This window comes from Rhodanobacter sp. ANJX3, assembly GCF_014200755.1.
Classification (GTDB): Bacteria; Pseudomonadota; Gammaproteobacteria; order Xanthomonadales; family Rhodanobacteraceae; genus Rhodanobacter.
On record NZ_JACHCM010000007.1, the window covers coordinates 52555 to 66025 of the forward strand.

The 13471-nt window shown below is 62.0% G+C and carries 10 protein-coding genes; all 10 read left to right on the forward strand.

Annotated features, from left to right (window positions below; translation table 11 throughout):
• The first annotated feature begins 83 nt into the window (after window positions 1–83).
• The 10 genes from HDE76_RS17485 (at window position 84) to HDE76_RS17530 (ending at window position 13404) form a co-directional block, all read left to right on the forward strand.
• On the forward strand, window positions 84–1400 hold the full coding sequence (locus tag HDE76_RS17485) for an ABC transporter permease (protein ID WP_184509419.1): 1317 nt from the start codon (window positions 84–86) through the stop codon (window positions 1398–1400).
• Between the two features lie 10 nt (window positions 1401–1410).
• Complete coding sequence (locus tag HDE76_RS17490) at window positions 1411–2667, forward strand: ABC transporter permease (RefSeq protein ID WP_184509421.1); 1257 nt, start codon at window positions 1411–1413, stop codon at window positions 2665–2667.
• Window positions 2668–2819: 152 nt separating this feature from the next.
• Window positions 2820–4118: an ABC transporter permease gene (locus HDE76_RS17495; protein WP_184509423.1), complete on the forward strand. Its 1299-nt coding sequence runs from the start codon at window positions 2820–2822 to the stop codon at window positions 4116–4118.
• Window position 4119: 1 nt separating this feature from the next.
• On the forward strand, window positions 4120–5352 hold the full coding sequence (locus HDE76_RS17500; protein ID WP_184509425.1) for an FtsX-like permease family protein: 1233 nt from the start codon (window positions 4120–4122) through the stop codon (window positions 5350–5352).
• Window positions 5353–5488: 136 nt separating this feature from the next.
• Complete coding sequence (locus tag HDE76_RS17505; RefSeq protein WP_184509427.1) at window positions 5489–6790, forward strand: ABC transporter permease; 1302 nt, start codon at window positions 5489–5491, stop codon at window positions 6788–6790.
• Between the two features lie 12 nt (window positions 6791–6802).
• Window positions 6803–8020, forward strand: a complete 1218-nt coding sequence (locus HDE76_RS17510; RefSeq protein ID WP_184509429.1) for an FtsX-like permease family protein — start codon at window positions 6803–6805, stop codon at window positions 8018–8020.
• Between the two features lie 117 nt (window positions 8021–8137).
• On the forward strand, window positions 8138–9460 hold the full coding sequence (locus HDE76_RS17515; protein WP_184509431.1) for an ABC transporter permease: 1323 nt from the start codon (window positions 8138–8140) through the stop codon (window positions 9458–9460).
• 11 nt (window positions 9461–9471) lie between these two features.
• On the forward strand, window positions 9472–10686 hold the full coding sequence (locus HDE76_RS17520) for an FtsX-like permease family protein (RefSeq protein ID WP_184509433.1): 1215 nt from the start codon (window positions 9472–9474) through the stop codon (window positions 10684–10686).
• A 133-nt stretch (window positions 10687–10819) separates the two neighbouring features.
• A complete protein-coding gene (locus HDE76_RS17525; protein ID WP_184509435.1) occupies window positions 10820–12124 on the forward strand; it encodes an ABC transporter permease in 1305 nt (434 codons plus the stop codon).
• A 59-nt stretch (window positions 12125–12183) separates the two neighbouring features.
• On the forward strand, window positions 12184–13404 hold the full coding sequence (locus HDE76_RS17530; protein ID WP_184509437.1) for an FtsX-like permease family protein: 1221 nt from the start codon (window positions 12184–12186) through the stop codon (window positions 13402–13404).
• Window positions 13405–13471 lie beyond the last annotated feature (67 nt).

The following is a 13471-nucleotide window of genomic DNA, read 5'->3' on the forward strand; positions in this document are numbered from 1 at the left end:
TCTCCCGAACCTGCACCCTCGCTACTCGTTTCTCGTCCCTCGCTCTGTTCGCGCCCGTACTCGCACCCCACCGGAACCTGACCATGCTTACCTACTACATTGAATTGGCGGTGCGCAACCTGAAGCGCAGCCCGGGGCTTACGCTTCTGATGGTGCTGACCATCGGCTTTGGCGTGGCAGCGTCGATGACGACGTATTCCGTGTTCCGCGCGGTGTCGGGCGATCCGATTCCGTGGAAATCGTCGCAGCTGTTCGTGCCGCAGATCGATATGTGGGGGCCGACCGGGCGCGGGGCCGACGGTGAACCACCCGATGCGATGGACTACGCCGACGCCATGAAACTGATGCGCGATCATCGCGCCAAGCTGCAGTCGGCGATGTATCAGATATCGCCGTCGATCGTGCCTGCCGACGCGGGCAAGCATCCGGTTAACACCAGTGGCCACGCAGTATCCAGCGAGTTTTTCCCGATGCTGGATGTGCCCTTTCTCTACGGCAATGGCTGGTCGGCCGACGATGATGCCCAGCGCGCTGCGGTAGTGGTTATCAGCAGCAAGCTCAATCAGAAGCTATTTAGGGGTGCCAACAGCGTAGGAAAAACAATCGACATCGAGGGCAAGGACTATCGTGTTGTCGGCGTGCTGAACGACTGGAATCCGCAGCCGCGTTTCTACGACGTGGTTAACAGCGGAGGGTTCTCCACCGGGCTGGACGATGTGTTCCTGCCGTTCGATCGGGCCATCTCGTTGGGCATGGCCAATGACGGCAATACCAACTGCAACGAGATTCCGAAGGAGTCCGGCTTCGTCGGGTTGCAGCGTTCCAGCTGCGTCTGGATTGCCTTTATGGCGGAACTGGACGATGCCGCGTCTGCCGCGGCTTATCGTCAGTACCTGGACGGCTATGCGCATCAGCAGCAGCAAAGCGGACGCTTTGCCTGGGCGCCCAACAACCGGCTGCGCAACCTGCCGGACTGGCTGGACTCCGAGCACGTGGTGCCGAGCGATACCAAGGTGTCGTTGCTGGTTGCGCTGGGCCTGCTGATGGTTTGCCTAGTCAATACGGCGGGTCTGCTGCTGGCGAAGTTCCTCAGGCGCAGCAGCGAGATCGGCGTGCGTCGCGCCTTGGGTGCGCAGCGCAACTCGATTTACGCGCAGTTTCTCACCGAAGCGGGCATGGTCGGTATGGCCGGCGGCGTGCTCGGTTTGCTGCTGACGGGCCTAGGTGTGCTGAGCGTGGGCTGGGTACTGCCAAAGGAGATCGCCACGCTCGCGCGGGTCGACTTTGTGTTGCTGGCGCTCACGTTGGTGATTGCGATTCTGGCGACTCTGCTCGCGGGGCTTTATCCCACTTTCCGTGCCTCGCGTGTGCAGCCCGCCTGGCAGCTGAAATCGAACTGAGGACAACATCATGACCACGCATCCCATCCTCGCCGCATTGCGCAAACACAAGGCCGGCGTGGTGCTGATCGCACTGCAGATCGCGCTGACCCTGGCTATAGTCTGCAATGCCATCTTCATCATCGGCCAACGTATCGAGCGCGTGCACCGCGTTACCGGCATTGATGAAAGCAATTTGTTTCTCGTCACCCAGCAGTGGGTCGGTGCGCCGGACGGGGACGATGCGGCCGGCGTCGCCAAGCTGGACAACATGCAGCGGGAGGATCTGGCAGCGCTTCGCAATCTCCCCGACGTGGCCTCGGTGGCGCCGATCAATTCGCTGCCGCTGCTCAACTCCTCATGGAACGGCGCGATCTCGCTCAAGCCGGGCAGCGAGATGCGCAAGGGGGGCAATACCCGCACCACGTTCTACTTCGGCGACGAACAGATGCTTTCCACACTGGGCGTTCGCCTTGTAGCCGGTCGCGCCTTCACCGTTGCCGACGTGCAGCACCGCAGCATGCACGATCAAACCGAGCCCACCGTGGTGATTGTGACCAAGCCCATCGCAGACAAACTGTTTCCGGGCGGCAGCGCGGTGGGTAAGGCCATGTATCTCGATGGCAGCACAGTGCCGACCACCATCATCGGCGTGATCGAGCGCCTGCAAGTGCCTGGCACCGGTAGCTGGACCAACACGTTTGCCTATAACGCCACGCTGGAGCCACTCCGCATCGACGCCAACTATTCGCGATACGTGGTGCGCGCCAAGCCGGGGAGGATGGAAGCCGCCATGAAGGCAATGCCTTCGCTGCTTTACAAGATCAATCCAATGCGCGTGCTCGACGACGACAGCGTCAAATCGTTCGCCGATATCCGCGCCGCAGCCTATCGCGCCGACGTCGGCATGGCGATCCTGATGGGCGTGGTCTGTCTGGTGCTGCTCGGCGTCACCGCAGCGGGCATCGTCGGCCTGACCAGCTTCTGGGTCGGCCAGCGGCATCGACAGATCGGCGTGCGCCGGGCGCTGGGCGCACGCAAGATCGACATCCTGCATTACTTCCAGATCGAGAACCTGATGATCGCCGGCGCCGGCGCGTTGATCGGCGTGGCGCTCGCGGTCGGGCTCAACGCCTGGCTGATGAAGCACTTCGAGATGGATCGCATTCCCGTGGTGTACGTGCTGGTGGGTCTGGTCGCATTGGTCGCGCTCGGGCAAGCCGCGGTGTTTGTGCCGGCACGACGCGCGTCCAACGTGTCGCCGATCGAAGCGACGCGGGCGGTGTAATGAAGAGCAGGGTCGGGGGTGGCGCGTAGGTTGGAGGTTATGTCGCGGACTGGCACCTTCGCTATTTATCCCTCGTCCCTCAATTGTTCCAGTTATTCGTCCCCGCCCCTTGCTTTTTTCCGTCGCGTCTCACTAATAGCCGGTCCCTGATCATGTTCACCTACTACCTCGAGCTGGCATTGCGCAGCTTCAAACGCAACAAGGCCCTCACGGCGTTGATGGTTCTGGCGATTGCTTTGGGCATCGGCGCGAGCATGACGACGCTGACGGTGTTGCATGTGTTATCGGGCGATCCGCTGCCGGGCAAGAGCCAGACGCTGTTCGTGCCGCAGCTCGATCCGCAGAACATGGAGAACTATCGCGCTGGCGGCGAGCCGCCGGATCAGGTGACTTGGATCGACGGCATGAATCTGCTGCGATCAAAGCGTGCAGATCATCAGGTGCTGATGACGGCAGGCACTGTCGCCGTGCAGCCTAGTCAGTCGAATCTCGATCCCTTTTACGTGGATGCGCGATATACGACAGCCGATTTTTTCGGGATGTTCGACGTGCCGCTTTTGTTCGGCCATGGCTGGTCGGCTATCGATGACGACAACAAGGCGCGCGTGGCTGTGATCACGCGTAGCCTCAACGACAAGCTGTTTGGTGGCAAGGACAGCACCGGCCAGATGCTACAGTTGGGCGACAGCGGCTTGAGGATTGTTGGGGTGCTCGATCGCTGGCGGCCCAATCCGCATTTCTACGATCTGGCCACCGGTAGCTATGCCGAGTCGGAGGACGTGTTCGTTCCGCTGACGACCGCCCGCGATCTGAAGTTAGGCCGAAACGGCAGCATGGATTGCTGGGGCGGCCATACCGAGGATCATCTGGAAACGGCACCCTGCACCTGGCTGCAACTGTGGGTGCAGTTGGACTCCTCCGACAAAGCGGCAACGTACAAGCAGTACCTCAAGCATTACTCGCAGGAACAAATGACCCTGGGCCGCTTCGTGCGGCCATCGAACGTGCGTTTGCGCGATCTGATGGGCTGGCTGGACTATCAGAGCGTAGTGCCAAGTGACGTGCAGCTGCAGACCTGGCTAGCGTTTGGCTTTTTGCTGGTATGTCTGGTCAATACGGTGGGCTTGATGCTTGCCAAGTTCATGCGCCGCGCTGGCGAGCTTGGTGTGCGCCGTGCGCTGGGTGCATCGAAGCGCTCGCTGTTCGCGCAGCTGTTGGTGGAGTCCGCGGTAATCGGCCTCGGTGGTGGCATCGGCGGTTTGGTGCTGGCTTTTTTCGGCCTTTGGGAGGTGCGGCAGCGGCCATCCAGCTATGCCACCTTGGCGCATCTGGATATGTCGATGCTGCTCACAACATTTTTGCTCGCTCTTGGCGCGAGTATCGTCGCTGGGCTTTTACCAGCCTGGCGCGCCTGCCAGATCACTCCCGCGTTGCAATTGAAGAGCAACTGACATGGAAATTCGTCCGATTGTCTCATCGTTGCGTCGGCACAAGATCACCGCATGGCTGCTGATCATCGAAATGGCGCTGACCTGCGCGATTGTCTGCAACGCCGTGTTTTTGATCAGTCAGCGATTGGATCGCATGAACATCGTCAGTGGCGTTGTCGAGCATGAGCTGGTGGAAATAAAGGTGGCCGATGTAGGCCTTCATCCGGATGCCAAGGCACGTGTCGAGGCGGACCTCGCCGCGCTTCGACGTATCGCCGGAGTGACGCAGGTGGGTGTGGCCAGCCAGCTGCCTCTGGGCAACAGCTCGTCCAATAACGGCATCATGCTGGACCCGAAGCAGAAGATGGCGACCATCAATGCCACCATGTATCAGGGTCAGAACCTGCTGCAAGCGCTGGGCACCCAGCTTGTGGCAGGGCGCAATCTTGGCGACGGCGACTATCGCGACTTTGACTCTGTGATGAAAGCCGCCGCTGACGGTGACCCGAACGATGCGCGCATGCCCAAGGTCGTGGTTTTGACGCAAACCATGGCCGACCGCTTATGGCCCGGCCAAAGCGCACTCGGAAAGCAGATTTATCTCGGGCCGGTGCCGATAACGGTAGTCGGGGTTGTGGCACATCTGGTCAGGCCGAATAATTTTTCGCTCGGTTCGGAATACAGCATGGCGCTGCCAGTTCGGCTCACCGGCGAGGGTGATTCGAGCTATGTGATCCGTACCGCGCCATCAGAGCGGCAGCGCGCGCTGAAGGTTGCACTTGCCGCACTGAAAAAGCTCGATCCCAAACGCGTCGTGCTGCAGAAGCGCACATGGGATGAAATACGCGAAAGCTATTTCCAGAACGACCACGCGATGGCCGGCCTGCTGGTTGCGGTCTGTGTCGCGCTGCTTGTCGTCACGGCGCTCGGTATCGTGGGTCTGGCCAGTTTCTGGGTCGCGCAGCGTCGTCGACAGATCGGTGTGCGCCGCGCACTTGGTGCCACCCGCGCCGACATTCTGCATTACTTCCAGACCGAGAATTTTCTGCTGGCGACGATCGGCATCGCGATCGGCATGGTGCTCGCCTTCGGTATCAATCTGTTTTTGATGAAGCACTACGAACTTCCACGACTTCCGGTCGCCTATTTTCCGGTGGGTGCAGTGGCATTGTGGGTAATAGGCCAGCTGGCGGTTCTCGGCCCGGCGCTGCGTGCCGCGGCAGTGCCACCGGTGGTGGCGACAAGGAGCGTGTAATGGGGCGTAAGGACGAGGGGCGAGGTGCGCGGGGCGAGGTTGGCGACGTTCTCCCATTGCATGGATTACGGCTATCTCACGGACTCGCGCCCTCGCTACTCGCCCCTCGTCCCTCACCATTCCTGGGAGTCCGATGATGTTTGCCTACTACCTCGATCTGGCGCTACGAAGCCTCCGGCGCAACAAGGTATTTACCGTGCTGATGGTTGTCTGCGTCGGACTGGGCATCGGTGCCAGCATGACAATGATCACCGTGGTGCACGTCATGTCGGACGATCCGCTGCCCGAACGCAGTGGCCAGCTGTACTACCCGCATATCGATCCGTGGCCCGCACCGCACGGTCGTTCGACGAATCCGCATGCCAGCGACAATCTGACATTGCCGGACGCCATGAATCTGTTGCGCGCGGGGCGGGCTCCCGGGCAGGCGGCCATGTCCGGTGCAGCGATATCGATTCACAGCGAACAGCCCAACGCCCAACCGTTGCTTGAAACAGGGCACTACGTGACGGCGGATTTCTTTTCGATGTTCGGTGTGCCTTTCCGCGCAGGTGGTGGATGGACGCATGCCGATGATGAGCGGCACGCGCGCGTCATCGCGCTGAGCAGTGCGCTGAATCGAATGCTGTTCGGCGACAGCCCCGGCATCGGCAGAACGGTGCGGGTGGGCGATGAGGATTTTCGCGTGATCGGTGTGCTGGACGACTGGCACCCGCAGCCGATGTTCTATGCCGACGTGAATGGTCGGGCGTTCGGGCGGTCCGACGCTTTTTTCCTGCCACTGCAGACGGCACTGGATCTGAAACTCGATTTTCGTGGCAGCCTCAGCTGCCACGGCGACGGCGGTGACGATCGTACAACCGATCGCTGCACTTGGCTGCAGTTCTGGGTGAAGCTGGAAAATCCGAAGCAGGTGTCGGCTTACATGCAGTTTCTCGCCGATTACTGGCGCCAGCAGCAGGCGCACGGGCGGTTTCCGCAGTCGGTCGATCCGAAGCTTTATCGATTGATGGACTGGCTTGCCTACAAAAACGTGGTGCCCGGCGACGTGCGCTTGCAGCTGTGGCTGGCGCTGGGTTTTCTCGGTGTGTGCATGGTCGACATCGTTGGCCTGTTGCTGGCCAAGTTCCTGCGGCGCAGCAACGAGATCAGTGTGCGGCGTGCATTGGGCGCGCGGCGCGGCCAGGTGTTTCTGCAGTTCGGCATCGAGTCAGCCGTGATCGGCGTGTTGGGCGGCGTACTGGGGCTGGCCATTGCCGAGTTGGGGCTATGGAGCGTGCGACAGCGCCCGGATGGTTACGCACAGTTGGCGAGCATGGATGTGTCCATGTTGATGGGCACGTTTCTTTTGGCCATAGGCGGCAGCGTGCTGGCCGGGCTCTTGCCGGCATGGCGGGCCTGTCGTATCGCGCCGGCCATTCAGCTCAAGGCACATTGACGAGGGCGCCCCATGATTCTGCGACCGATACTTTCAAGCCTCACCCGGCACAAGCTCACTGTGATGCTGCTTATGCTGCAGGTCGCGCTGACCTGCGGCATCGTCTGCAACGTTGCCTTCATGATTGAAGAACGCATCGCACGGATGAGTGCGCCCAGCGGCGTTGCCGAGGACGAGGTCGTGCTGATCGACAGTGTCCAGGTCGACCCGCACACCAATCCCCAGATGCGCCACCTGGAGGACGTTGCCGCTTTGCGAGCCATTCCTGGGGTCCGTTCCGCGGTTGCGGTGGATGCCGTTCCGTTCAATGGAAGCGACTGGACAAGCAGTCTCAACACGCAGCCCGACTCCGATGCCAACGCGGCTTCGGCATCGGTATACAACGGCACGCCCGGCGAGCTGCAGACGCTTGGCTTGAACCTGATCGCCGGCCGCGATTTTCTGCCCGGGGAATACCTGCCACTGGACAGCGCGCACGATGGCGCAGGCCTTGGCAAGGTTTCTACCGTCATCGTGACGCGCGCGCTGGCGGACAAGTTGTTCCCCGCGGGTAATGCGCTGGGCAAGAGCGTCTATCCGTTTTCGCAGCCGGCGCGTATCGTCGGCATCGTCGATCACCTGTCGCGGCCGGGGCCGCACGACGCTGGTGCAGAAGATTACAGCGCGCTGTTTCCGTTGCTGCCCGATACCGCCGAGGTCACCTATGTCATGCGTACCGCGGCGCGGAATCGCAAGCATGTATTGGAGATCGCCAAGGCGACACTGACACGCCTCGACGGCAATCGCATTGTTCGGCAGCCGAGCACTTTCGCCCAGTTGCGTGCCGACTATTTTCACCGCGATCGCACGATGGTGGGCCTGTTGCTGGCGGCGGCTGTCGCGCTCGCCTTCGTTACCGCCGTCGCCATTGCCGGACTGGCGCATTTCTGGGTCGGGCAGCGCCGCCGGACCATCGGCATCCGTCGCGCCATCGGTGCGACCCGTGGCGATATTTTGCGTTACTTCCAGACCGAGAATTTCCTGATCGTCAGCGGTGGCGTCGTGCTCGGCCTGCTGTTGGCGATGATGTTGAACCTGATTTTGATGCAGCAATACGAGGTGCCCCGACTGCCGGTGTATTACCTGCCCATCGGCGCTGCCGTGCTGTGGCTGCTCGGCCAACTGGCGGTACTCGGTCCGGCGCTGCGTGCGGCTGCAGTACCACCGGTCGTGGCAACGCGGAGCATGTGATGAGGAGCAGGGGCGACGGATTGCGGGTGAGCAGGGGAGCGGTGCGGGTTTGGGCTTGTGGCCTCGCCACTCGCTACTCGTCGCTCGCCACTCAGACAAAACCAAAGGGGTGAAACGATGTTCGGTTATTACATGGATCTGGCCCTGCGAAGCCTCCGTCGCAGCCCGGTGCTTACCGCGCTGATGGTGCTGGCGATTGCCGTGGGCATTGGCGCGAGCATGACCACGTTGACGGTGATGCATCTGCTGTCCGGCGATCCGCTGCCGGGCCGCAGTCAGCACATTTTCTATCCGCAGGTGGATCCGACCAGTCGTCTGAATCCGCATTCGCAGCCGTACGACATGATGGACTATCACTCGGCGGTCGACCTGTGGAGCGCGCAGCGCGCTGATAGACAGGCGCTCATCACCGTCAGCGCATTGCGACTGACCGCGCCGACGGTGCATCAGCCGGCGTTGATGGCGCAGATGCTGTCGACCACCAGCGACTTTTTCCCGATGTTCGCAGTGCCATTCCAATATGGCAACGCATGGACCGCCCAGGACGACGCCAGACATGCGCGGGTGGCGGTGATCTCGTCGGACCTCAACAACAAGCTGTTTCAGGGAAGCGACAGCGTGGGTCGTACATTGTGGCTGAAGGATGCCGACGTGCGCATCGTCGGGGTACTGGCGCCGTGGCGCCCGTCGCCGCAGTTCTACGAGGTGGTGGGAGGCCGCTTCTCCGACGGCGACACGGCCAGCTTCTACGGTCGGCCGGAGGACGTGTTCATGCCGTTCTTCAGTTCGCTGGAAGTCAACGATGGCGGGTTCAATCCCTTCACCTGCTGGAATGCGCCGGATCCCGGTGTGAAGTTGCAGAATTCGCCGTGCGTGTGGGTGGCCCTTTGGGTGCAACTGGACAGCGCAGCCAAGGTGAGTGGCTACAGGGATTATCTGGCGTCGTATGCCGAGCAGCAGAAGGCTCTGGGCCGCTTTGCGCGCGCCGACAACACGCGCATGTTCGATCTTATGCAATGGCTTGATTTCAACCGCGTGGTGCCGAGCGACGTGCGCCTGCAGACGTGGCTCGCGTTTGCGTTTCTGGCGATCTGCCTGTTCAACACCATCGGCCTGCTGCTGGCGAAGTTTCTGCGCCGCGCCGGCGAAATCGGCGTGCGCCGTGCGCTGGGGGCCAGCAGAGCGGCGGTGTTTGCGCAGTGTCTGGTCGAGGCCGCAACGATCGGCCTGCTGGGTGGTTTGGGCGGCCTGCTGCTGACTCTGCTCGGGCTGTGGCTGATTCGCCGTCAGCCGGTCGAATACGCCGAGCTGATTCATCTGGACCCCTCGATGTTCGGGCTGACCTTCGCCCTGGCGATCGCCGCCAGCCTGCTCGCCGGCGTGCTGCCGGCGCTGCGCGCCAGCCGCATTGCGCCGGCGCTTCAACTCAAGACGCTGTGAGGATTTGCCCCATGCAGATCCAACCCATTTTTGCCGCCCTGCGCAAACATCGTCTGGCCACCTTGCTGCTCGCGCTGGAGATCGCGCTGGCGTGCGCCGTGCTGTGCAACGCCTGTTTCCTGATCATCAGCCGGGTCCAGCATACGCATGTCGACAGCGGTGTCGACGAGAGCGCCCTGGCTGCCGTGAAGCTGACGGGCTACGACCCGGCCAGCAGTGTCGACCTCAACGCCAGAGTGCTCAGCCGCTTGGCGAAGATTCCCGGTGTGCAGTCGGTCAACGTCATCAATGCCGTGCCGTTTGGTGACCACGCGGGCACCGCGGGTATCTCCACGGATGCCGCCGGCAAGCATTTCGCTGGGGTGGTGGATTTTTATGTCGGCAACCCAGGCAGTTTCAAGGCGTTGGGACTGCAGCTGGTTGCTGGCAGCATGCCGCAGGCCAGCGACGCCCAACCACTCGACAGCTTCGTTCCGAAGAACGCCACGGTCTGGGTGACGCGCGCGCTGGCCGAACATCTGTGGCCCGATACCGATCCATTGGGCAGGGAGTTCTGGACCGACCAATTCCACTTTCGCGTGGGCGGCGTGCTGGCGCACCTGGCTCGCCCTTGGGGTGGAGAGGGTGGTCCCAGCACGATTGATTGGTCGGTCTACGTGCCTGCACAAGCAGGCCGTCAGCTCGCAGGCACGTATCTGTTGCGCGTCAACCCGGCCGAGTCGCCGCGCGTGTTGCGCGATGCGCGCGCAGCCATCGCCACCATTGCACCTGACGCGGTGGTGGACAGCAAGAACAGCCAGACGCTCGGCACACTGCGCGAAAAGTATTTTCGGCAAGATCGCCTGATGGCCGGCATTTTGCTCGGCGTGATCTGCGCACTGCTGCTGGTGACCGCACTCGGCATCGTGGGACTGGCCAGTTTCTGGGTGCAGCAGCGCCGCCGACAGATCGGTGTGCGGCGCGCGCTGGGCGCTACGCGTAGCGACATCGTGGCTTATTTTCAGACCGAGAATTTTCTCATCGTGAGCGGCGGCATCGTGCTGGGCATGCTGCTGGCCTTTGCGATCAACCTGCTGCTAATGCAGCACTACGAATTGCCGCGATTGCCGCTTTACTACCTGCCGATCGGCGCGCTGAGTCTGTATGCCATCGGCCAGCTGGCTGTGCTGGGGCCGGCGCTGCGTGCCGCTGCGGTGCCCCCGGTCGAAGCAACGAGGAGTGTGTGATGAAGCGCAGGAACGATGGGCGAGTCGTTTGGGGCGAGGGTGGCACGCTGGTGTCGATCGCTCATGGCCACGGCTTTGCATCGAACCCCTTGCAACGCGTTTCTGATTCCTCACCTCTCAGCGGAGTCTGAACATGTTTACCTACTACCTCGAACTGGCTATACGCAGCCTGCGGCGCAACAAGGTGCTGACGACGCTGATGGTGCTCGCGCTGGGCCTGGGCATCGGCGCATGCATCACCACCTTGACGGTGCTCAAGTTGTTGTCGGGCGATCCGCTGCCGCAGAAGAGCGCGCAGCTCTTTTATCCGCAGGTCGATCCTTTTCCGATGGATGGCTATGTGGCGGGGGAGACGAAACCGCAGCCAACCATGACCTATACCGATGCGATGAACCTGCTGCATGCGCGTAAGGCCACGCATCAGGCGGTGATGACGACGACGGGAGCCAAGATCGCGCCGCAGCAAGCTAACGCGCATCCGTTCTACAGCGATGGGGTGATGACCACATCCGACTTTTTCGGCATGTTCGATGTGCCATTCCAGTATGGCGGCGGGTGGACCGAGAGCGATGACGAAAGCCGTGCGCGAGTGGTAGTGATTGCCGATTTCCTCAACGACAAATTGTTCGGTGGCGCCAACAGCGTCGGCAAGACGCTGCGCATCAACGACCATGATTTTCGCATCGTCGGCGTGTTGAAGCACTGGGCCCCGCAGCCGCGGTTCTACTCGCTGGATCTCGGCGGTCGCGACTATGGCGACGGGGACGCGGTGTTCCTGCCGCTACAGTCGGCGCGCGCTGCCGACATGGCAGCCGGCAATACCAATTGCTTCGATGAAATCAAGGACCTCAAGCATCTGGAGACGGCGCCGTGCATCTGGCTGGGCATGTGGGTGCAGCTGGACAACAGCGCGGCCGTGGCCGACTACAAAGCGTTTCTCGCCAACTATGCCAGGCAGCAGATCGCGTTAGGTCGCTTTCACCGCCCGGATACCGGCTTGCCTGACCTGATGCGGTGGTTGCGCGACGAACAGGTGGTGCCGGACGACGTGCGCCTGCAGGCCGGCCTGGCCTTCGGTTTCCTGCTGATTTGTGTGATCAACACGGTCGGCCTGTTGCTGGCCAAATGCCTGCGTCGCTCGCAGGAAATCGGGGTGCGCCGCGCGCTGGGGGCCACGCAGCGCACGATATTCGCCCAGTTCATGGTGGAGGCGGGCATCGTCGGGCTGGCGGGCGGTTTGCTCGGACTCGTATTCGCCGAGCTTGGGTTGCTGGGTATTCGTCATCAGCCGGCCGAGTACGCCAGCCTCGCGCATCTGGATGTGAGCATGTTCGCGCTTACCTTTGTTGTCGCCATCGTCGCCAGTCTGGTCGCTGGGCTGCTGCCTGCCTGGCGCGCCTGTGTGTTGGCACCTGCCCCGCAACTGAAAGCCAGTTGACGCGTTTTCCCCCAGCGTGAAAGCGGCCATCTATGGCTGCACTCTCCAAGGAAGCTCAGATGGAAATTCGCCCCATTTTCGCCAGCCTGCGCAAGCACCGCATTCCGGCCATCCTGATCGTGCTGGAGATTGCACTGGCCTGCGCGGTGCTGTGCAACGCCGTTTTCATGATCGGCAAACGCATCGGCGATATCCAGATACCGAACGCGATCGATGAGAGGGGCCTTTCGGTCGTCGTCTTGAATGGCACCGACCCCAAGCTCGCGGCCAGCGACATACCGCGCAATATCGCGGCGTTGCGCACCATCGCCGGCGTTCAGTCCGTCGGGGTGACCAGCACCTTGCCACTTTCCAGAAACAACTGGGGCTGGAGTTTCGGCCTCAAATCGGACTCGGCCATGACCGACAAGAACACCTTCAACGTATCGCTGTATTTTCTGGGTGTCGGCGCGGATCAGACGCTTGGCCTGCAGCTGAAGCAGGGGCGTTTTTTCAACGCCGACGAATACGCCGACAGCACGCTTGGCGGCTCGGCCCTGCCTTCCGCGCATGTTGTCCTGGTCACCGAGAGTCTGGCCCACCAGCTGTGGCCGGACAAGGCGGCACTGGGTCAGTCGATTTATTCCAAGCCGTACTACTACACCGTCGTCGGCGTGGTGGCGGATGTCGTGCGGCCGCAGGCCAGTATCCATAGCACACAGCGGTCGTATGCCAGCACCTTCTATCCGCTGCAGCCGGATGCGACGCTGGGTTACTACTTATTGCGCAGCGCGCCGCACGATCGCGCTCGCATCGTGCGCGCAGCGGAGCAGAAGCTCGGAGAAATCAATCCGGCCGCCGTCGCCAAAGGGAAAACCTTCGACGACATACGCGGCCAGTACTTCGCCGACATGAGCAGCATGGCCTGGATGCTGGTGCTGGTCTGCGTGGTGATGCTGGCCGTCACCGCGTTTGGCATCGTCGGCCTCACCAGCTTCTGGGTCGCGCAGCGGCGCCGGCAGATCGGCATCCGTCGGGCCGTGGGCGCTTCACGCGGCGACATCCTCAGCTACTTTCGTACCGAAAACTTTCTGCTCACCGGCATGGGCGTGGTGCTGGGTATGGCGCTGGCTTTTGGCATCAATATCTATCTGATGCACCACTACGAGATGGACCGCATGCCCTGGTACTACCTGCCGGCCAGCGCCGTCGCACTGTGGCTGCTCGGGCAGCTTGCCGTGCTGGGGCCGGCGCTGCGTGCGGCCGCTGTGCCGCCTGTCGTGGCGACCCGCAGTGTTTAGGGTCGAAGTGCTGGTCGCCACCGCTGATGTCGGGGCATGCGAGCTGATTGAGGGCGATCATGGTTTC